At 68.8% G+C, this 19,117-nt stretch carries 18 protein-coding genes; 9 read left to right on the top strand and 9 right to left on the bottom strand.

What is annotated here, in order from left to right:
* Window positions 1-1,017, bottom strand: coding sequence for a zinc-dependent alcohol dehydrogenase family protein (locus tag SNE35_RS13555; protein WP_431312738.1), 1,017 nt, complete (start codon window positions 1,015-1,017; stop codon window positions 1-3).
* Window positions 1,018-1,123: 106 nt separating this feature from the next.
* Between SNE35_RS13555 and SNE35_RS13550 the strand changes: the two genes are divergently transcribed.
* Entirely contained in the window at window positions 1,124-1,996 is an 873-nt protein-coding gene (locus tag SNE35_RS13550) for a LysR family transcriptional regulator (protein WP_320423446.1), read from the top strand.
* Here SNE35_RS13550 and SNE35_RS13545 read toward each other — a convergent pair.
* Both SNE35_RS13545 and SNE35_RS13540 read right to left on the bottom strand, forming a co-directional pair.
* Window positions 1,985-3,193 (bottom strand): MFS transporter, encoded by a 1,209-nt coding sequence (locus tag SNE35_RS13545; RefSeq protein WP_320423445.1) that lies wholly within the window; start codon window positions 3,191-3,193, stop codon window positions 1,985-1,987. The genes SNE35_RS13550 and SNE35_RS13545 overlap by 12 nt on opposite strands.
* A gap of 176 nt (window positions 3,194-3,369) precedes the next feature.
* Complete coding sequence (locus SNE35_RS13540; protein WP_320423444.1) at window positions 3,370-4,857, bottom strand: 3-hydroxybutyrate oligomer hydrolase family protein; 1,488 nt, start codon at window positions 4,855-4,857, stop codon at window positions 3,370-3,372.
* A gap of 210 nt (window positions 4,858-5,067) precedes the next feature.
* On the opposite strand from SNE35_RS13540, the gene iolG reads away from it, so the two are divergent.
* Together iolG and SNE35_RS13530 are read left to right on the top strand one after the other, a co-directional pair.
* Window positions 5,068-6,060, top strand: coding sequence for an inositol 2-dehydrogenase (gene iolG, locus SNE35_RS13535; protein WP_320423443.1), 993 nt, complete (start codon window positions 5,068-5,070; stop codon window positions 6,058-6,060).
* A 2-nt stretch (window positions 6,061-6,062) separates the two neighbouring features.
* Window positions 6,063-7,112 (top strand): Gfo/Idh/MocA family oxidoreductase, encoded by a 1,050-nt coding sequence (locus SNE35_RS13530; protein WP_320423442.1) that lies wholly within the window; start codon window positions 6,063-6,065, stop codon window positions 7,110-7,112.
* Here the strand turns inward: SNE35_RS13530 and SNE35_RS13525 are convergent.
* On the bottom strand, window positions 7,069-7,473 hold the full coding sequence (locus SNE35_RS13525) for a hypothetical protein (RefSeq protein ID WP_320423441.1): 405 nt from the start codon (window positions 7,471-7,473) through the stop codon (window positions 7,069-7,071). The genes SNE35_RS13530 and SNE35_RS13525 overlap by 44 nt on opposite strands.
* 203 nt (window positions 7,474-7,676) lie before the next feature.
* Between SNE35_RS13525 and SNE35_RS13520 the strand changes: the two genes are divergently transcribed.
* The 6 genes from SNE35_RS13520 to SNE35_RS13495 are packed head-to-tail and all read left to right on the top strand — an operon-like array spanning window position 7,677 to window position 15,003.
* Window positions 7,677-9,644 carry a bifunctional 5-dehydro-2-deoxygluconokinase/5-dehydro-2-deoxyphosphogluconate aldolase gene (locus SNE35_RS13520; protein WP_320423440.1) on the top strand — a complete coding sequence of 656 codons (1,968 nt, stop codon included), beginning with the start codon at window positions 7,677-7,679 and terminating at the stop codon, window positions 9,642-9,644.
* The gene (gene iolD, locus SNE35_RS13515; protein ID WP_320423439.1) at window positions 9,641-11,503 is read left to right on the top strand and encodes a 3D-(3,5/4)-trihydroxycyclohexane-1,2-dione acylhydrolase (decyclizing); all 1,863 of its coding nucleotides are present in this window, start codon (window positions 9,641-9,643) and stop codon (window positions 11,501-11,503) included. The genes SNE35_RS13520 and iolD overlap by 4 nt, the downstream gene beginning before the upstream one ends.
* 16 nt (window positions 11,504-11,519) lie before the next feature.
* Complete coding sequence (gene iolE / locus SNE35_RS13510) at window positions 11,520-12,455, top strand: myo-inosose-2 dehydratase (RefSeq protein ID WP_320423438.1); 936 nt, start codon at window positions 11,520-11,522, stop codon at window positions 12,453-12,455.
* Window positions 12,456-12,457: 2 nt separating this feature from the next.
* A complete protein-coding gene (gene iolB, locus SNE35_RS13505) occupies window positions 12,458-13,267 on the top strand; it encodes a 5-deoxy-glucuronate isomerase (protein ID WP_320423437.1) in 810 nt (269 codons plus the stop codon).
* 48 nt (window positions 13,268-13,315) lie between these two features.
* Window positions 13,316-14,062, top strand: coding sequence for a class I SAM-dependent methyltransferase (locus SNE35_RS13500; RefSeq protein ID WP_320423436.1), 747 nt, complete (start codon window positions 13,316-13,318; stop codon window positions 14,060-14,062).
* Window positions 14,059-15,003 carry a hypothetical protein gene (locus SNE35_RS13495; RefSeq protein ID WP_320423435.1) on the top strand — a complete coding sequence of 315 codons (945 nt, stop codon included), beginning with the start codon at window positions 14,059-14,061 and terminating at the stop codon, window positions 15,001-15,003. The genes SNE35_RS13500 and SNE35_RS13495 overlap by 4 nt, the downstream gene beginning before the upstream one ends.
* Window positions 15,004-15,019: 16 nt before the next feature.
* Here the strand turns inward: SNE35_RS13495 and SNE35_RS13490 are convergent, their stop codons facing one another.
* The 5 genes from SNE35_RS13490 to SNE35_RS13470 are packed head-to-tail and all read right to left on the bottom strand — an operon-like array spanning window position 15,020 to window position 19,107.
* Window positions 15,020-15,790, bottom strand: coding sequence for an ABC transporter ATP-binding protein (locus tag SNE35_RS13490; RefSeq protein WP_320423434.1), 771 nt, complete (start codon window positions 15,788-15,790; stop codon window positions 15,020-15,022).
* A 5-nt stretch (window positions 15,791-15,795) separates the two neighbouring features.
* Window positions 15,796-16,908: a succinylglutamate desuccinylase/aspartoacylase family protein gene (locus SNE35_RS13485; RefSeq protein WP_320423433.1), complete on the bottom strand. Its 1,113-nt coding sequence runs from the start codon at window positions 16,906-16,908 to the stop codon at window positions 15,796-15,798.
* A 5-nt stretch (window positions 16,909-16,913) separates the two neighbouring features.
* Entirely contained in the window at window positions 16,914-17,603 is a 690-nt protein-coding gene (locus SNE35_RS13480) for an ABC transporter permease (RefSeq protein ID WP_320423432.1), read from the bottom strand.
* 1 nt (window position 17,604) lies between these two features.
* On the bottom strand, window positions 17,605-18,294 hold the full coding sequence (locus tag SNE35_RS13475; protein WP_320423431.1) for an ABC transporter permease: 690 nt from the start codon (window positions 18,292-18,294) through the stop codon (window positions 17,605-17,607).
* A gap of 3 nt (window positions 18,295-18,297) precedes the next feature.
* Window positions 18,298-19,107 carry an ABC transporter substrate-binding protein gene (locus SNE35_RS13470; protein ID WP_320423430.1) on the bottom strand — a complete coding sequence of 270 codons (810 nt, stop codon included), beginning with the start codon at window positions 19,105-19,107 and terminating at the stop codon, window positions 18,298-18,300.
* Between the last annotated feature and the right edge of the window lie 10 nt (window positions 19,108-19,117).

The following is a 19,117-nucleotide window of genomic DNA, read 5'->3' as shown; positions in this document are numbered from 1 at the left end:
TCAGACGGCGGTGATCTCCACGGCGATTTTGCCGCGCGCCGTCCCGCTGCCCATCAGCGCGTAGGCCTGCTCGGCCTCGTCGAGGCCGAATCGATGCGTATCGAGCCAGGGGCGCAGCAGCCCCTGGTCGGCGAGGCGAGCCGCCTCGGCCAGGATCTTGCCGTGATGCGCCAGGCCTTCGCCGGTCAGCAGCGGCAGCAAGGTGAACACGCCGGAATACGTGGCCCCGCGGAATGACAGCGGCGCCAGCGAATGCGAGCCCCAGCCGAGGCTCGTGAGCACATGGCCGGTGTAGCGGCGCACGGCCTGGAAGGACTGGTCCAGCGTCGCGCCGCCTACGGTGTCGTAGACGATGTCGAAGCCCACGCCTCCAGTGGCATCGGCGACGTAGCGCTCCAGCGTCGTGGCGCGGTAGTCGATCGGTGTGGCGCCCAACGCGGCGATCGCGTCGAGGCTGTCGGCACGGCCGGTCGCCCAGACATGCGCGCCGCGTGCGCGCGCCAGTTGCACCGCCATCTGGCCGACACCGCCCGCGCCGCCATGCACCAGCACCTTGTGGCCGGCGCCGACGCGGGCGCGGTCCACCAAACCCTCCCACGCGGTGATGAAGGCCAGCGGCAGCACCGCCGCCTCACGCGGCGCCAGCGCCACCGGGCGACGCGCCAGCAGCCGCGCATCGGCGGCGACGAACTCCGCCAAGGTGCCCGGGTGCCCGCCGACGCCACCCACCATGCCGAACACCTCGTCGCCGATCCGCCACTGCGTGACACCGGCGCCGACGGCGCGCACCGTGCCGGCCATGTCCAGGCCCAGCACCGCGGGCAGTGGCTGCTTCGCATGAGCGGCCTGACCGGCGCGGATCTTGGCGTCCAGCGGGTTCAAACCGGCGGCCTCGATCTGGACTAGCACCTGGCCGGGGCCCGCTACGGGCAGCGGGAGGCGGCGCGATGCGAATGCGGCACCGGCGGTCTCGACGAATGCGGCCCTCATCGTGTCGTGGGTGGAAAGCTGGGTCATGTTGAACTCCTGTCGTTGCGTATGCCTTCAGTGTTGGTCATGCACAAACGATGTTCAATCGACAAGAATGATCGCCTTACAAACAAAAATGAATGGGTAGCCGGTCATGGAGTGGAGCGACCTGAAGATCTTCCTGGCGGTGGCGCGCGCTGGCACGCTGGGCGGCGCCGCGCGGCTGACCGGCCAGACGCAGCCGACGATGGGCCGGCGGCTGCGCGCGCTGGAGTCGGCGCTGGGCCAGGCGCTGTTCCAGCGCGGCACCAGCACCGGCTTCGTGCTGACGGAGGAGGGGCAGGCGATGCTGGCCCACGCCGAGCGCGTCGAGGAAGAAGCGCTGGCGATCGAACGGCGCCTGCTCGGCGGTGCGCAGCCGGGCCTGGCCGGGCTGCTGCGGATCTCGTCGTCGGACTGGTTCGGCGTGCACGTGCTGGCGCCGTGGTGCGCGGCCTTCATCAAGAAGCACCCGGATGTCGGGATCGAGCTGATCACCGATGTGCGTCAGTTCAGCCTCGCGCGCCGCGAGGCCGACGTGGCCTTCCGCATCGCGCCGTTCCGCGAGTCCGAGGTGGTGCAGCGGCGCTTCATGCGCTTGAGCTATGGGCTCTACGTCGCGCGCACGCGGCGCGGCGCACTGCCGCCGCGCGGTCGGGGCCTTGGTCTGGTGACGATGGACAGCGCCTTCGAGGAACTGCCTGACGTCGCCTGGCTGCGCGCCGCCTTCCCGGAGGCGCGCACCGTCTTCGGCAGCAACAGCCGTGAGGCGCAGGCCCGGCTATGCGCGGCCGGCGCCGGCGCGGCCGTGCTGCCGGATGCGCTGGCCGGCGCGATCAGCGGCCTGCGCCGCGTGGCACGCAGTCCCGAGCCGCCGGGCCGTGAGGTCTGGGTCGGCTACCACCAGGACCTGCGCAGCAACGCGCGGCTGCGGGCCTTCCTGGAATTCGCGCTGGAGCAGGCGGAATCTGTGACCTCAATGACCTGACCGCGGGCTGCGCGGAATCCAGTAGGCCAGTTGAGCCGCCGCCGCGAAGGCCAACAGCCCGGTGGCGCCGATGGCCGCGCCCAGGGTCAGCGAGGCGGTGATGAAGGACAGCAGCGCCGGGCCGGCGGTGGAGCCCAGGTCCGCCATCAGCCGCCAGACGCCGAGGAAGTGCGCGCGCCCGTGGCGGGGCGAGTGGTCGGCGCCCAGGGTCATGATCAGCCCCGAGCCCATGCCGTTGCCGAAGCCCACCACGGCCGCCGCCAGCAGCAAGGTGTGGCTGCCGGTCGTGAACGGCATCAGCAGCAGCGGGATGCCCATCGTGATCAGCGAGGGGATGGCGACCCACAGTCGGCCCTTCTTGTCCATCACCTTGCCGGCCGGGTAGAAGACCAGCATCTCGACGCCGCCGGCGATGCCGTAGATCAGCGCAGCCACCGAGGGCGCCAGCGCCAGGTGATCGGCCCACAGCGGGATCACCGCCTGCCGCGTCGTGCGCACCGCGCTGACCAAGAGCACGCCGATGCCCAGCGTGTAGAACAGATGCTTGTGCTCGCCGACGACGCCCAGCAGAGAAGGCTTGGCCACCGGCGCGTCGCCGGCCGGGTGCGGCGCATGCACGAGATCCGGAATGCGCGCGCCGAGCAGCGCCGCGCAGATCAATGCCGCGATGCCCACCGCGTAGGCCGCGCCGATGCCGTACTGGTGGATCGCCGCTGCCGCCAGGAAGGGGCCGATGAACAGGCCTACACGCATCGAGCCGCCCAAGGTGGACAGGGCCCGTGCGCGGTGCTCGGGCGGCACCGCCTCGGTCAGGTAGCTCTGGCGTGCCAGGCTGTAGACCGCCTGCGACATGCCCACCATGAAGGCGCCCGCCGCGAACAGGCCCAGGTGCCCGGTCAGCGCGCACATGGCCAGCGCCGCGATCGACCACAGCGCCGCCGCGACGATCGCCCAGCGCTCGCCGCGCTTCATCGTGATCAACGACGCCGGGATGTTGCTGACCAGCGAGCCCACGCCGATCAAGGTAACGATCAGCGCCGCCGTCGGCACCGAGGCCCCGAGATCCCGTGCCGTCAGCGGCGCCACCGGCAGGATCGCGCCTTCGCCGATGCCGAACAGCAGCGAGGGGCCGAAGGCGGAGACGGCGATGCGGCGCAGCGAAAAGGGTTCGGCGGAGGCGACGGAGGACGAGGACATGGACCGGAAGTACGAAAGATGGCGACGAACGCGCCATCATCGTTGCATATGGTTAACCCTCGATTTTCGGTGTGCGGAAACCGCCCGGATCGACGAAAAGACCCTTCGGATCTCGTTCATCGAGGCCCGCTTGCCCGGCGAAGGGAGCGCGTACGCAGCTCGCGAGAGGCGCTCCCTCAGGGCTCGAACAGATTCGCGCAATGCCCGGCCGCCGCCGGCGCGTCCTCGATCACCCCACCGCGCCGCACGCACTGGCTCGCTGGCAGCGGCGCGCGCTGCTCCACGTGGCGCACCAGCAGGTCGAAGGCCCGCTGCGCATGGGGCTCGATCAGTTCCAGCTGCGGGAAGGTGTCCTTGTAGGTCTCGATGTGGTTGCCGTTCTGGATTTCGTACAGGCGGTAGGCGGGATCGCGGTCGCGGTGGCCGCCGTGATGGCGGCCGTGGTCGTCGTTGTTGTTGTCGTCGTCTTCAGCCACGCGGCGCGCGTAGGCGCGGGCGTGGTGGTCGATCGGCAGCAGGCCGTCCATCGTGCCGGCGACGGTGATCAGCGGGCGCTTGATCTTGCCGGTGGTGGCGAAGGCGGCGAGCTTGTCGTCGACGCTGGAGGCCGCGCGGCGAGCGACGTAGTTGTAGGTGCCGGTGCCTGCGCCGTAGGTGTCGTAGCCGGGGTCCAGGCGCTTCTGCCACTGGCACTGCGTGACTTCCCAGAATGAGGCGGAGTAGCTACCCCACAGCGAGGCTGTGCCGGCGACGATGTCGGGCGGGTAGCCGGCGGCGACGATGTTCCTGGCTGCAGTGCTGGTCGGCGAGAAGCTGGCGGCGACGTAGTCGGGGAAGTTGCGGATCGCGGCGGGCAGGTCGGTCAAGAGGTTGGGCGTGTCGGGGTCGACGAAGGTGCCTTCCCAGTCGACGCCGCCGTCGAAGTAGTCGGGCGCGGTCTCGATCGCCCGGCGCACCTGGTAGCCGCCGTTGGAGGTGCCGACCGCGTACGTGTTGCGCGGCGCCTTGCCGTAGCGGGCCTGGATGCCGCGGCGGGCGGTATCGGCGGCCAGCACCATGAAGTCGCGCCAGCGGGTGAATTCCTGGCCCGGGTCGTTGTCGTAGAAGTGCACGAACAGTGGCGAGTCGGGGTTCAGCCGGCAGGCCAGTGGATCGGCCGCGGTGCTGAACTGCAGGTTCAGCACGCCCTTGTTCTGCGAGGCGTAGGCGTAGCCCTTCTGGATCACGTAGTCGCTCCAGGCGAAGTCGCCGTTGAACTCGCTGCGCGTGCCGGAAGCGCCGGCGACGACGAGGCTGCCGTTCCAGTCGTTGGGCAGCCGCAGCAGGAAGCGGCCCTGGCCCAGCGGGTCGCTGGCGAAGCGGGCATTGATCTGCAGGCCCGGCACGGCCTTGGTGATCGGCGTCTTGCTGGCGGCGTTTGGCGCGATCGTGGCGCGGTCGGTCTGCGGCGTGAAGGCGAAGGCGGGCAGGCCCGGCAGCGAGTTGTTCTGCGGCGTGGTGTTCGGGTTGTTGGTCGTGAGGTCGGGGCTTTCGGTGCAGGTGGCGTCGGCCAGGCGATTGCCGAGCAGGCGCAGCACGCGGTCGCAGGGGCTTTCTGCAGCGCTGGCGGCGCCGGCCAGGGTGAGCAGCAAGAGCGCGCCGAACGTGATCGTCTTCTTTCGCATGGGTCTGTCTCCTTGAGTCCGATGGACGGCGGGGCAAATTGGACGCCGGCCCGAGCGCCCGGGTGCGGTCTCCATCCTCAAATGGACTACGCACCGAGTGAAATTTGTTTCTACTTTAATTTCACATGAAAAATGCTTTTCAAATGATGAGGCCGCCCCTATAGTCGGCCGGACCCCTACAACGCCCCGTCAGACGGAGACAAGTCCCCCATGAAGAACGTCGCCCTTTTCGGCGCCGGCCGCATCGGCCGCATCCATGCCTCGAACCTGGCCGCGCTGCCGGGCGTCAAGCTGAAGTACGTCAGCGATCCGATGGAAGGCCCGGCGCGGGAGCTGGCCCAGCAGCTCGGCGCCGAGGTGGCGAGCGTCGAGGCGATCTTTGCCGACAAGAGCGTGGACGCGGTGGCGATCTGCTCGTCGACGACGACGCACAGCGACCTGATCCTGCGCGCCGCCGCGGCCGGCAAGAACATCTTCTGCGAGAAGCCGGTCGACCTGTCCGTGCAGCGCGCCAAGGCCTGCGCCGATGCGGTCAAGGCGGCGGGCGTGGCCTGCATGATCGGCTTCCAGCGCCGTTTCGACCCGACCTTCAACGAGGCCTCGCGCCGCCTGGCCGCCGGCGAGATCGGCAAGCCGGAAATGCTGGTGATCACCAGCCGCGACCCGGGCGCGCCGCCGGTCGATTACATCAAGGCCTCGGGCGGCGTGTTCCGCGACATGCTGATCCACGATTTCGACGTGTTCCGCTGGATCCTCTGCGCCGACGGCGACGAGGCCGCCTGGATCAGCGCCACCGGCTCGGTGCTGACCGAACCGGCGCTGGAGGGGCTGGACTTCGACAGCGCGGCCGTCACCATCCGCACTCGCCGCGGGCGCATATGCCAAATCGGTGCCAGCCGCCGTGCGGCTTACGGTTATGACCAACGTTTCGAGGTGCTGGGGTCGGAGGGGTTGCTGCAGTGCGCGAACCAGACGCCGACCAACGTCGTGCAATGGAACGGCAGCGGCATCCACACCGACAAGCCCGAGCACTTCTTCCTGCAGCGCTACGCCGCCGCCTACAAGCTGGAGATCACGCACTTCTTCGACTGCCTGCAATCGGGCCAGCCCTTCCGCACGACGGTGGCGGACGGCGTCGCCGCCCAGATGCTCGCCGACGCGGCGACCGAGAGCGCCAGGACCGGCCAGCCGGTGGCGTTCTGATCATGGAGTCCCATCAGAGCAAGAAGCAGGGCGGCCAGCCGCTGCGCGTCGGCATCGCCGGCCTCGGCCGGCTCGGCGCGCGCCATGCGCAGGCACTGGCCTACGGCACGCGCCACTGCACGCTGGTGGCGGCCTGCAGCCCGGTGGCCGCGGAGCGGGCCTATGCGGCCGAGCACTGCGGCGTCCAGCAACTGTACGAGAACCTCGACGACATGCTGGCGAATCCGGACATCGACGCGGTCGCCTTGGTCACGCCGACTTCGATGCACGCGGGCCAGACGATCGCCGCGCTGCGTGCCGGCAAGCATGTCTTCGTCGAGAAGCCGCTGGCGCTGAACGTCGAGGATTGCGAGGCGGTGCTGAAGGTGGCCGAGCAGCACCTGCAGCAAGTCGCGATGGTCGGCTTCGTGCGCCGCTTCGATCCGCACTACCAGGCGGCGCAGCGGGTCATCGCGCAGGGCGAGATCGGCCGGCCCTTCATCGTCAATTCGCAGACCTGCGACCTGAACGACCCGGAGGGCTTCTTCGTGCGCTTCGCGCCGACCTCGGGCGGCATCTTCATGGACTGCAGCATCCACGACATCGACCTCGCTCGCTGGATGCTCGGCAAGCCGCGCGCGCTGCGGGTGTTCGCCTCGGGCACCAATGCGCTGCACCCGGCGCTGGCCGAGCACGGCGACGTGGACAACGGCCTGGCGATGATCGAGTTCGAGGGCGGCGCCCGCGCGGTGCTCTATGCCTCGCGCACGATGGCGCACGGCCATGAGACCAGCACAGAGATCATCGGCACCGCCGGCAAGCTGCAGATCGGCGAGCATGGCGCCAAGGACCGCATCCTGCGCAGCGACGGTCATGGCGTGCGCCACGCGGTGCTGCGCGATTTCTACGAGCGCTTCGAGGCCGCCTTCCAGGCCGAGATGGCGGCCTTCGTCGCCGCATGTCGCGGCGAGAAGGCGCTGGAACTGGAGTTGGCCGATGCCGTCGAGGCGACGCGCATCGGCCTGGCGATCACGAAGGCCTATCGGACGGGGCAGGTGGTCGAGGTCGGTTGAGCAGATCGTCTTCGTCCTGCTCCTCGGCGCGGCGCGAATCGAATTCACTGACCGGCCACAGCGAGGAGGCTTCGAACGAGGTCTCCTGCGCATCCTGCTCCCGCAGCGTCTTGCAGCCGTCGCAGAAGAAGCGGCGCGAGCCCGCCTTCCAGGCTTCGCGCGTGCGGATGCCGTGTAGCGTGCGCGTGGCGCAGTGCGCGCAGTAGTAGTAGGCGTTGATCGGCGCGGCACGGCGGCGCTGGATGCGCCTCCTGCGGCGCCCGCGGCGCGTGCGCTTCTTGACCATCATGTAGAGCAGGGTCAGCAGCACCGCGATCGTGATCGCGGCGAACACCTGGGTGAGCAAGGTTTCGTAAGTCATGGACGGCACCTGCGGGACGCAAGGCCACAGGATGCCGGCCCTCGCGGCCCAGCCGGCTCCTCAAGATAGGGATCTGCCGGCGCTCCGTCCTCCTGTAGAAAAGAGAAAAACTTTTCTACGTGAATACCCAAAGAGAAAATCATGTCCGATTGGATTACAGTGCCTGCATCGCACCAGCGGTGCCTTCATAAGTGGCCCTGCGCATGACAGCCCCAGCTCTCTCATTCCCTGCCGGACGGCGCATCGACCTGGCCTGCCTCGGCCGCATCGGCGTCGATTTCTACGCCCAGCAGTTCGGCAGCCGGCTCGAGGACGCGCGCAGCCTGGCGATGTATCTGGGCGGTAGCTCCGCCAACCAGGCCTTCGGCGTGGCGCGGCTGGGCCTCAGGAGCGCGATGCTTTCGCGCGTCGGCAACGAGCAGATGGGCCGCTTCCTCACCGAGACGCTGCAGCGCGAGGGCTGCGACGTCAGCCAGCTCCAGGTCGACCCCGAGCGGCTCACCGCGATGGTGGTGCTGGGCCTGAAGGATCGCGACACCTTCCCGCTGCTGTTCGTGCGCGAGAACTGCGCGGACATGGCGATCGACGCCGAGCAGATCAGCGAGTCCTTCATCGCCGACTGCCGTGCCCTGGCGATCACCGGCACGCACCTCTCTACCGACAAGACGCGCCACGCCGCGCGCACCGCGCTGGCCTATGCCCGCCAGCACGGCGTGACGACGGTCTTGGACATCGACTACCGACCGGTGCTGTGGGGCCTGACCTCGCGCGGCGCCGGCGAGAACCGCTATGTGCCCGATGAGCGGGTCAGCGCGCAGCTGCGCGAGATGCTGCCGGCCTTCGATCTGCTGGTCGGCACCGAGGAGGAGTTCTTCATCGCCGGCGGCGTGCCGAACGACCTGATCGGCAGCCTGCGTGCGGTGCGTGCGGTGTCGAGTGCGACCTTGGTCGTCAAGCGCGGCGCGCTCGGCTGCTGCGTGATCGAAGGCGCGATCCCCGATGCGATCGAGGATGCGCCGACCTTCCTCGGCGAACGCGTCGAGGTGCTGAACGTGCTCGGCGCCGGCGACGCCTTCCTGGCCGGCCTGATGGCGAGCCTGCTTCAGGGCAAGGACTGGACCGAGTCGACCAAGATCGCGAACGCCTGCGGCGCCATCGTCGTCTCGCGCCATGCCTGCTCCGCCGCCATGCCCACGCCGGCCGAGCTGGCGCACTGGTTCGGCGGCAGCCGCAACCCGAAGGTCGATGCCGACGAGCAACTCGCCCATCTGCACCGCGTCACCGTGCCGCGGCCGGACTGGAACGAGCTGTGCGTGATGGCCTTCGACCACCGCAGCCAGTTCTACGACATGGCGCGCGAAGCCCGTGCCGACGAGGCCCGCATCCCGAAGCTGAAAAGCCTGCTGGTGCGCGCCGCCGAGCAGGTGGAGCGGAGCCACGGCTTGCAAGGCCATACCGGCGTACTGATCGACGGTGGCGACTACGGCAGTGCGGCGCTGGCCAATGCCACCGGCCGCGGCTGGTGGGTGGGCCGGCCGGTCGAGCTGCCCGGCTCGCGGCCGTTGCAATTCGACGGCGTCCGCTCGATCGGCAGCGCGCTGATTCACTGGCCGACCGAGCAGGTCGTCAAGTGCCTGGTGCACTACAGCCCGGACGATGCGGTGGACCTGCGCCTGGCCCAGGAGCAGTCGCTGCTGGAGCTGTGGGAAGCCACGCGCGAGAGCGGCAACGAACTGCTGCTCGAAGTGATACCGCCGCGCGCGATGACGCCCGTGGGCGGCGAAGACGAAGCGGTGCTGCGCGCGATCACGCGCTTCTACAACCTGGGCCTGAAGCCCGAGTGGTGGAAGATCCCGCCGATGCTGCCGGAGGGCTGGGTGGCGCTCGCGCAGCTGCTGCAGGATCGCGACCCGCATTGCCGCGGCGCGGTGATCCTCGGCCTGAACCAGCCGCTGGAGTACCTGGTGGAGAGCTTCAGCCAGGCGACGAACCCGGTGGTCAAGGGCTTCATGGTCGGCCGCTCGCTGTGGGGCGATGCCTCGCTGCGCTGGTTCAAGGGCCTGATCGACGATGGCGAACTGGTCGAGGCGGTGGCGCGCAACTACGCGACGCTGGTGGAAGCCTGGCAATCGCGGCACGGAAAAATGGATCTGGAACGGAGGGTGGCATGACGAGGAAAACCCAACGCCTGACGATGGCCCAGGCGCTGGTGCGCCGGCTGGCTGCGCAGCAGGTGGAAACGGCCGCGGGATCGATCGAGCCCTACTGCGCCGGCGTGTTCGCGATCTTCGGCCACGGCAATGTGGCCGGCCTCGGCGAGGCGCTGTGGGCCGAGCGCTCGCGCCTGCCGACCTATCGCGCGCACAACGAGCAGGGCATGGCCCACGCCGCCGTCGCCTACGCCAAGGCGCAGATGCGCGAGCGCGTGATGGCCGTGACCAGCTCGATCGGCCCCGGTGCTACGAACCTGCTGACCGCGGCGGCCGTGGCCCACGTCGACCGGCTGCCGGTACTGCTGCTGCCCTCCGACACTTTCATCAGCCGCGCGCCGGATCCGGTGCTGCAGCAGATCGAGAACTTCGGCCAGGGCGACATGAATGCCAATGACGCGTTCCGCCCGCTGGTGCGCTACTTCGACCGCATCTCGCGGCCCGAGCAGATCCTGACCGCGCTGCCGCGCGCGATCCAGGTGATGACCGATGCCGCGCTGTGCGGCCCCGTCTGCCTCGCGCTGCCGCAGGACGTGCAGGCCGAAGCCTTCGACTGCCCGGAAGACTTCCTGCAGCCGGATGTGATCCGCTTCCGCCGCCTGGCGCCCGATGCCGGCGAACTGGCCCGCGCCGCGGCGCTGCTGCGCACCGCCAGGCGGCCGCTGCTGGTGGCCGGCGGCGGTGTGCTGTACAGCCACGCGAGCGAGGCGCTGCGCGCCTTTGCCGAGGCGCACGGCATCCCGGTGGCCGAATCGCACGGCGGCAAGAGCAGCCTGGCCTGGGACCATCCGCTGAACGCCGGCGCGATCGGTGTCGACGGCGGCCCCGCCGCGAACGAGCTGGCGCGCGAAGCAGACCTGGTGATCGCCGTCGGCACGCGGCTGCAGGACTTCACGACCGGCTCCAACGCGCTGTTCCCGCAGGCGGCGCTGCTGTGCATCAATGTTCAGCCCTTTGACACGATCAAGGGCCGCGCCACCGGCCTCGTCAGCGATGCGCGACTGGGCCTGCAGCAGCTCGGCGCTGCGGCGGCCGGCTGGCATGCCGACGCAGCCTGGACCGAGCGCTCCAGGAAAGTTGCGGCCGGATGGAATGCACGGGTCACTGAGATCACGACGGCGACGGTTGCTGCCGGTGCGCGGCCCTATGACGGCGAGGTGATCGGCGCGGTGCGCGATTCCGCGGCGGACAGCGCGGCGAAGGACATCGCCGTCTGCGCCGCCGGCACCTTGCCGGCCGAGCTGCACAAGCTGTGGCGTGCCTCGGCGCCCGGCGGCTATCACGTCGAGTACGGCTACTCCTGCATGGGCTACGAGATCGCCGGCGGCGTCGGCATCAAGCTGGCGCAGCCGGAGCGAGAGGTGATCGTCTTCGTCGGCGACGGCTCCTACATGATGATGAATTCGGAGATCTCGACCTCGCTGCTGCTGGGCACGAAGCTGATCGTCGTCGTGCTCGACAACCAGGGCTATGGCTGCATCGAGCGGCTGCAGGGTGCCACCGGCTCGGCTCAGTACAACAACATGCTGGAGACCAGCGTGGCCGAGGGCGGCGTCCACGTGCCCATCGACTTCGCCGCTCACGCCCGCGCGATGGGCGCCGAGGCGGTCCACGTGAAGAGCCTCGGCGAACTGAAGAGCGAGATGACACGCGCCCGCAAGGCCACGCGCACGCAGGTGCTCGTCATCGACACCACTCACAAGCGCACGACCGAGGGCGGCTGCTGGTGGGAGGTCGGCGTGCCCGAAGTATCCACCCGGCCCGAGGTCCAGGCGGCCCACGAACAATGGCAGCAAGGCAAGCTGCAGCAACGCATCTGAAGCGAGAGACAAAGACATGAACTGGAACGTTCGCATCGGCATCAACCCCATCGGCTGGATGAACGACGACCTGCCCGAGCTGGGCGGCGACACGCCGCTGGACACCGCGCTGCGCGAGGGCGCGGAGATCGGCTACGAGGGCTTCGAGCTCGGCAACAAGTTCCCCAAGACCGGCCCGGCGCTGAAGGCCAAGCTCGACGAGTTCGGCATCGCCTGCGTGTCCGGCTGGTATTCCGGCATGCTGGCCGAACTGCCGGAAGGCATGAGCAACGGGCAACTGCTCGATGTCGAGATGGCCAACTGCGTCGCCCACATGGAGAAGCTGGCCTACAACGGCGCCAAGGTCGTCGTCTACGGCGAATGCGCCGGCACCGTGCAGGGCCAGATCAACACGCCGGTCGGCCGCCGCCCGCGCTTCGCGAATGACGCTGAATGGCAGGGTTATGCGCAGCGGTTGAACGCCTTTGGCGAGCACATCCAGAAGCAGTACGGCATTACGCTGGCCTACCACCACCACATGGGCGCCTACGTCGAATCGCCGGAGGAAGTGGACCGGCTGATGGCGCTGACCGATCCGAAGCACGTGGGCCTGCTGTTCGACACCGGCCATGCCTTCTTCGGCGGCGCCGGCGATCCGCTGGTGCCGCTGAAGAAGCACCTGTCGCGCGTTGTCCACGTGCATTGCAAGGACGTGCGGCCGGCCGTGATCGCGCAGGCTCGAAACGATGGCTGGAGCTTCCTGACCAGCGTGCTGAACGGCGCCTTCACCGTGCCGGGCGACGGCGCCATCGATTTCGGCGGCATGCTGCGCACCTTGAAGGCGGGCGGCTACGAAGGCTGGCTGGTCGTCGAGGCCGAGCAGGATCCTGCCGTGGCGCCCAGCTATGCCTACGGCAAGAAGGGCTACGAGACCTTGCGCGGCATCGTCGACCAGATCAACAAGGGAGCCTGAACATGGTGAGCCCGCTGCTGGCCAAGGCCGCGAAGACCGGCCGCGAGATCGTCGACGTCACGCCCGAGCGCGCCGGCTGGACGCACGTGGGCTTCCGCGCGCTTCGCCTCGCCGAAGGCGAGAGCGAGACCGTGCAGACGGGCTCGCGCGAGCTGTGCCTGGTCGTGCTGACCGGCACGGTGGACGTCACCATCGACGGAACGCGCCACGCGGGCCTCGGCGCCCGTGCCAGCGTGTTCGAACCCGTCTCGCCGGCGGCGGTCTACGTCGGTGCCGGCAAGACGCTGAGCATCCAGGCGCGCGGCAATGCCGAGGTGGCGCTGTGCACGGCGCCCAGTGATGGCGCCGACCGGCCGGTCAAGGTGCTGGATTCCACGGCAATGAAGCGCAGCGTCCGCGGCGCCGGCACCAACACTCGCTACGTGTGCGACGTCCTGCCACACGACGACCCGACCGCGGCGCACCTGCTGGTTGTCGAAGTGCTGACCCCGGCCAGCCACTCGTCCAGCTACCCGCCGCACAAGCACGACGTCGAGCAGCCGCCGGTCGAGACCCAGCTCGAAGAAACCTACTACCACCGGCTGAACCCGCCCCAGGGCTTCGCCTTCCAGCGCGTCTACACCGATGACCGCAGCCTCGACGAGGCCTGCGCCGTCGAGGACCACGACGTCGTGATGGTGCCCCGTGGCTACCACCCGGTCGTCGCCCCGCACGGCTACGAGCTGTACTACCTGAACGTGATGGCCGGGCCTCATCGCTTCTGGGTCTTCAAGAACGACCCGGCGCATGAGTGGATGCTGGCGAAGAAGTAGACGAGCGCAGCGTTTGAACCCTGCGCGTGCCGGGCGGAACCTACCGGCATGCCCCCGACCTCGAATGAATGGCTTGACCCGGCCGCAGCGGCGCCTGACGCCACAGCGCGCTTCTACGATGCCGTCGCGCCGGGCTACGACGCGCAGGTGGACGGGCGGACGGATGTCGACAACCTGAGGCTGCGCGAGGCGTTCTGCCAGCGTGTCGCCGCCGCGGCTGGCCCCGGCGCTTCGATCCTGGATTTCGGTTGCGGCACCGGGATCGACGCGGCCTGGTACGCGGCGCGTGGGCACCGGGTCCATGCCTATGACCTCTCGCCCGGCATGATGGCCGTGCTGCGGGAGCGCTGCAGCGGCGAGATCGCCGCCGGCCGCATCACGACCGCGGCCGGGCCATTGGAGGCCATGGAGCGCGCGCTCGGTGCTGGCGACCCGGTGGCGGCCATCGCGGCCAACTTCGCCGTCCTGAACCACGTGCAGGATCCCGGCCCCTTGCTGCAGCGGCTCGCCGTCCATCTGCAGCCGGGCAGCGCTCTGGTCGCCAACGTCCTCAACCCCTTCTACGGCCGCGACATGCGGCACGGCTGGTGGTGGCGCAGCGCCTTGCGGTCGCTGGGGCAGGGCGCGATCCGCATGGAAGGCCGGGTGACGACCTACCGCCATTTCATCGGCAGCCTGCGCCGGGCCGCGGCGCCCGCGTTCGCCATCGAGAGCGTTTGCACTGCCGATGGCCGCTCGCTGTTCGGATCGCTGGGCGCCAATCACCTGTTCGTCCAGTTCCGCAGGCGGTCGTGAGGCGACTGCTGTCCCTGCTGCGCATCGGCAAGGGTCTGCGCCATGCGCCGGTGGTGCACGACGAGGTGTCGAAGCTGCAGCTCCGCGTGCTGCTGTGCGGACTGCCCGGCGGCCCGATCGACGTCAGCGACGATCACTGCCTGGTCTCGCTGCGGCCGTTGGTGCTGGGTGTGGCGGGCTCTTTCGTTGTGCAGCGTTCTCTCTGGCTGGAGATTTGCGTTGCCGATGAAGAGGCGACACCGCTGGCCCGCCTGGCCTTGAAGCCGATGGGCACGGTGCCGCTGGGGCAGGGCGCGCTGCATCTCTTCGGCGTGGATCGCACGATCAACCGCTGCCTGCCGCCCGCAGTGCTGGGGTGGCGCTACCTGCTCGCCTGGCAGAACGCGCGCACCGCCGCGCGCCGGCACGATGCGTTGTGCATGTCCGCGGCCGACCTGCGCGCGCTAAATGCGTACTACATCGTGGCGCGACCGGTTTTTCTCGTCGGCGTGGGTCACGGGGACCCGCGGAACATCTTCCCGATGGACCTCGTGGCCCGGCTGTCCTCCGGTGAACAAGTGCTGGCCTTGCGCGCCACCAGTCCGAGCGTGGCGCTGATGGAGGCCTCGCGACGCATCGTCATGAGTAGCGCGCCCGCGCAAAGCCTGGAGGCGGTCTACGCGCTGGGTCGCCAGCATCGGCAGGCTTCGCTCGATCAGGCCAGCTTGCCGCTGCAGCTCTCGCGCTCGCCGCTGTTCGGGCTCCCTGCGCTGGACCCGCCCCAGCTCGTCCGCGAGCTTTCCGTCGAGCAGGTCGAGCGCATCGGCTCGCACGTGCTGTTCCATTGCCGCGTCGTGCACGAGACCGGCCGGGCCGAGCAACAGCTCGCCCACGTCAGCGGAATGTATGTGGAGTGGCTGCGGCGTCATCGCCACGGCTGCGACGTGCTCGCGCCGCTTTAGCGGCGGACGCCGTCGACTACTTCAAGCCACCGCTCAGGAACTGCTGCAACCGCGCGCTCTGCGGGCGCACCAGCACTTCCTTCGGATCGCCGGCTTCCTCGACCACGCCCTGATGCAGGAACAGCGTGTGGTTGGAGACCTCACGGGCGAAGCCCATTTCGTGGGTGACGACGATCATCGTGCGGCCTTCGGCGGCGAGGTCGCGCATCACCTTCAGCACTTCGCCGACCAGCTCCGGGTCCAGCGCGGAGGTGGGCTCATCGAACAGCATCACTTCCGGTTCCACGGCCAGCGCGCGGGCGATCGCGACGCGCTGCTGTTCGCCGCCAGAGAGCTGGGCGGGGTAGACGTCCTTGCGGTGCGATACGCCGACGCGCGCTAGCAGCGCCTCGGCCTTGGCGATGGCCTCGGCCTTGGGCACGCCCAGCACGTGGATCGGCGCCTCGGTGACGTTCTCGATCACGGTGCGGTGGGCCCAGAGGTTGAAGTTCTGGAACACGAAGGCCAGGCGCGCGCGCCAGTGCTGCAACTGCTTCGCATCGGCCGCCTTCAGGCTGCCGTCGCGGTCGCGGGCCAGCTTCAGTGTCTCGCTGCCGAGCGAGAGCGAACCCTCGTGCGGCTGCTCCAGCAGATTCAGGCAGCGCAGGAAGGTGCTCTTGCCGGAGCCGCTCGAGCCGATCAGCGTGATCACGTCGCCGGGTTGCGCGGTCAGCGACACGCCCTTGAGCACCTCGCGCTCGCCGTAGCGCTTGTGCAGGTTGTCGACGACGAGGCTTGCGTGGCTCATCGCGCTCAGGCTCCCAGCAGCTTGCCGGTGCGTGTCGCCTCGACGCCGGCCACCTTAGCGACGCGCATGCCGGCCGTCGTGAAGCGCAGCGAATCGCGGGCGTAGAGCAGGCCGTCGACGGGGCTGGTGAGGTCGGTGACCGCGGCGCTGATCGGGTCGATCACCTGGGCGAGCACGTCGCTGGCCTTCACCGTGTCGCCGGCCTGGCGCAGGAAGGTCAGCACGCCGGCCACCGGCGACTTGATCGGCATGCTGCCGGCCAGCGGGCGGGCATCGCCGACGGCCTCTGGCATGGCAGGTGCTTCACCCGAGACAAGGCCGCGATGCGTCAGGTAGTCGATCAGGCGCTGCGCATCGGCCTCGGCCATCTCGTGCTCGACGTCCACATAACCGCGCAGCTCGACGGTCACCGCCAGGCAGGCCTGCGGGATCGGGAAGCGGTCGCCGAAGTGGCGCTTCCACTTCCACCAGACCTGCGAGCAGGCTTCGTCGAAGGGGTTGTCGCCGGAGTCCTGGGCCAGCAGCGTGACGCGGGCGCCGAGGTAGCGCGCCAGCGGCTCGCACTGCGGCCAGCAGGGCGTCTCGGTGTAGAGGTGCAGCACGGCCTGGGCGTCGCAGTGCAGGTCCAGCACGACGTCGGCGTCGCAGGACAGACCCATCAACGTGCGTCGCAGCGATTGCAGCTCGGTGTCGACCGCTTGCGCGTCCACGGCCTTCTTCAGCTCGCGCCGCAGCACCTGGACGTTGTGCGCCGCGTCCTGCGTCAGTTGCGGCTCGGCCGCGGCGGCCGCGGTATTGATCTGGTCCGGGTAGTGGCGGTTGAAGTTCTCACCGCTGGTCAACTCGAAGCGGCCCTGGTGGCCGTGCAGCAGGTGCTGCGAAAGGCCGATCGGATTGGCCATCGGCACCAGCACGATCTGGCCGGTGATGCGGCCGGCGGCTTCCAGCGCATCGAGCTTCAGCCGGAGGTGGTGTGCCACGAGCATGCCGGGCAGTTCATCGGCGTGCAGCGAGGCCTGGATGTAGGCCTTCAGCGGCCCCTGGCCGTAGTGCAGCGAGACGAGTTCGCGCTGCGTGCCGGGCGCGGGAGAGAGCAGGGCGTGGTGTCGGATTTGCATGAGAGTCACCTGGGCATCAGCGGTTTGAGCCACTTCGCCTCGGCCTTGTGGAACAGGCCCACCAGCGTCGTCGTCATCAGGAAGTAGAAGACGCCGGCGGTGATGAAGGCCTCGAAGGGGATGTAGTTGGTGGCGTTGACGGTGCGCGCGGCGCCGGTCAGGTCCATGATCGTGACGATGCTGGCCAGCGCTGTGCCGTGCAGCATGAAGATCGCCTCGTTGCTGTAGGCCGGCAGCGAGCGGCGCAGCGCGGAGGGCAGCACGATGCGGCGGAACATCACCGCGCGGCTCATGCCCATGGCCTTGGCCGCCTCGATCTCGCCGTGCGGTAGCGCGCGGATGGAGCCGGCGATGATCTCGGTCGTGTAGGCCGCGGTATTCAGCACGAAGCTCAGGCAGGCGCAGAACCAGGCGGAGCTGAGCCAGGGCCAGGCGAAGCTGTCGCGCACCGCGTCGAACTGCGCCAGGCCGTAGTAGATGAGGAAGAGCTGCACCAGCATCGGCGTGCCGCGGAACACATAGGTGTAGCACCACACAGCCCGCGAGACCCAACTGCCGCGCAGGCTGCGCAGCACCGCCAGCGGAACCGCCAGGGCCAGGCCCAGCGCCAGCGAGATCAGCAGCAACTGCAGGGTCTTCAACGCGCCCTCCCAGTAGAGAGGCAGGTTGTCCTGGATGGCCTGGAAATCGAACATCTCAGAGATTCCCCACGCGCACGCCGATCGCCAGCCGCCGCTGCAGCCAGCTGAACATCAGTTCGGAAAGGCTGGTGAAGGCCAGGTAGAACGCAGCCACGGCCAGGTAGAACGAGAAAGGCTCGCGCGTCGTGCCGGCGGCCTGCTGACCGCGGGTCATCAGGTCCGACAGGCCGATCACCGAGACGATGGCCGTGCTCTTGATCAGTACCAGCCAGTTGTTCGACAGGCCCGGCAGCGCATGGCGCAGCATCTGGGGCAGGGTGATGCGCCGGGCGATCTGCCAGGGCGTCATGCCGAAGGCCAGACCCGCTTCGCGCTGGCCAGGCGGCACGGCCAGGAAGGCACCGCGGAAAGCCTCGGTCAGGTAGGCGCCGAAGATGAAGCCGATGACCAGCACGCCGGTCACGTAGGGATCCATATCGACCGGATCTTCATAGCCCAGCTGCAGCGCGATCGCGTTGACCGCCACCTGCCCGCCGAAGAACAGCAGCAGCATCAGCACCAGGTCCGGCACACCGCGGATCAGCGTCGTGTAGACCTGCGCCACGCCACGTGCCGCGCGCCATTTCGACAGCTTGGCCAGCGCGCCCAGCAGGCCCAGCACGACGGCCAGCGCCATCGCGCTGAGCGCCAGGCTCAGCGTGACGGCGGCGCCTTGCAGCAAGCTGGGCAGGAAGCCGTGCAGCATCGATCAGTGCTTGGGCGAAATGTCGTAGGGGAAGTATTTCGCGGCCATCTTCTTGAAGGTGCCGTCCGCCTGCAGTGCCTCGATGGCCGCGTTGAACTTGGCGGCCAGAGTCTTCTCGTCGGCCTTGCGCATGGCCACGCCGGTGCCCGTGCCGAAGTACTTCGGGTCGTCGAAGACGGGGCCGACCATCGCGTAGCCCTTGCCCTCGGGCTTGCTGAGGAAGCCCTGGTCGATGGCTGGGGAGTCGGCCATGGTCATGTCGATGCGGCCGGCTTTCAGGTCCAGGAAGATCTGGTCCTGCGTGGCGTAGCGAACGATCTCGCTCTGCTTGAACTCGCCGTTGACGCAGGCCTCGAAGATGGTGGCGCGCTGCACGCCGATCTTCTTGCCCTTCAGGCCCGCGGCGGTGAAATCGAACTTGGCGCCTTCCTTGGCGACCATGCGGGCCGGCGTAGCGTAGTAGGGCCGGGAGAAGGCGACGACCTTCTTGCGCGCCTCGGTGATCGAAACGGAGGCGATGATCGCGTCGATCTTGCGCGTCTGCAGCGCGGGGATCAGGCCGTCGAAGTCCTGTTGCACCAAGGTGCATTCGGCCTTCATCTGCGCGCAGTAGGCCTGGGCCAGTTCGATCTCGAAGCCCTTGAGCTTGCCGTCCGGGCCGATCTCGGAGAAGGGCGGGTAGGCGCCTTCGACGCCGATGCGGATCTTCTTCCACTCGGGGGCCTGGGCATGGGCCGTGACGGCGAATAAGCCCAGCAGGCCCAGCAGGCCCAATAGACCCACGGCGATCAGGTGTCGTCGTCCTTCTTGCATGCTGTGTACT

The sequence above is a fragment of the Roseateles agri genome (assembly GCF_034043675.1).
In the GTDB taxonomy this organism is placed as follows: Bacteria; Pseudomonadota; Gammaproteobacteria; order Burkholderiales; family Burkholderiaceae_C; genus KK5.
The sequence above is the reverse complement of the archived record's forward strand: the minus strand, read 5'-3'. Positions and strand labels throughout refer to the sequence as shown.

Bases quoted from the DNA above. Each gene is read 5' to 3' on its own strand.
- SNE35_RS13530 (WP_320423442.1), top strand. From the start codon at position 6,063: ATGGAGTCCCATCAGAGCAAGAAGCAGGGCGGCCAGCCGCTGCGCGTC.
- SNE35_RS13555 (WP_431312738.1), bottom strand. From the start codon at position 1,017: ATGACCCAGCTTTCCACCCACGACACGATGAGGGCCGCATTCGTCGAG.
- SNE35_RS13470 (WP_320423430.1), bottom strand. From the start codon at position 19,107: ATGCAAGAAGGACGACGACACCTGATCGCCGTGGGTCTATTGGGCCTG.
- SNE35_RS13520 (WP_320423440.1), top strand. From the start codon at position 7,677: ATGACAGCCCCAGCTCTCTCATTCCCTGCCGGACGGCGCATCGACCTG.
- SNE35_RS13540 (WP_320423444.1), bottom strand. From the start codon at position 4,857: ATGCGAAAGAAGACGATCACGTTCGGCGCGCTCTTGCTGCTCACCCTG.
- SNE35_RS13525 (WP_320423441.1), bottom strand. From the start codon at position 7,473: ATGACTTACGAAACCTTGCTCACCCAGGTGTTCGCCGCGATCACGATC.
- SNE35_RS13485 (WP_320423433.1), bottom strand. From the start codon at position 16,908: ATGCAAATCCGACACCACGCCCTGCTCTCTCCCGCGCCCGGCACGCAG.
- iolG (WP_320423443.1), top strand. From the start codon at position 5,068: ATGAAGAACGTCGCCCTTTTCGGCGCCGGCCGCATCGGCCGCATCCAT.
- iolD (WP_320423439.1), top strand. From the start codon at position 9,641: ATGACGAGGAAAACCCAACGCCTGACGATGGCCCAGGCGCTGGTGCGC.
- SNE35_RS13550 (WP_320423446.1), top strand. From the start codon at position 1,124: ATGGAGTGGAGCGACCTGAAGATCTTCCTGGCGGTGGCGCGCGCTGGC.
- SNE35_RS13475 (WP_320423431.1), bottom strand. From the start codon at position 18,294: ATGCTGCACGGCTTCCTGCCCAGCTTGCTGCAAGGCGCCGCCGTCACG.
- SNE35_RS13490 (WP_320423434.1), bottom strand. From the start codon at position 15,790: ATGAGCCACGCAAGCCTCGTCGTCGACAACCTGCACAAGCGCTACGGC.
- iolB (WP_320423437.1), top strand. From the start codon at position 12,458: ATGGTGAGCCCGCTGCTGGCCAAGGCCGCGAAGACCGGCCGCGAGATC.
- SNE35_RS13480 (WP_320423432.1), bottom strand. From the start codon at position 17,603: ATGTTCGATTTCCAGGCCATCCAGGACAACCTGCCTCTCTACTGGGAG.
- SNE35_RS13500 (WP_320423436.1), top strand. From the start codon at position 13,316: ATGCCCCCGACCTCGAATGAATGGCTTGACCCGGCCGCAGCGGCGCCT.
- iolE (WP_320423438.1), top strand. From the start codon at position 11,520: ATGAACTGGAACGTTCGCATCGGCATCAACCCCATCGGCTGGATGAAC.
- SNE35_RS13545 (WP_320423445.1), bottom strand. From the start codon at position 3,193: ATGTCCTCGTCCTCCGTCGCCTCCGCCGAACCCTTTTCGCTGCGCCGC.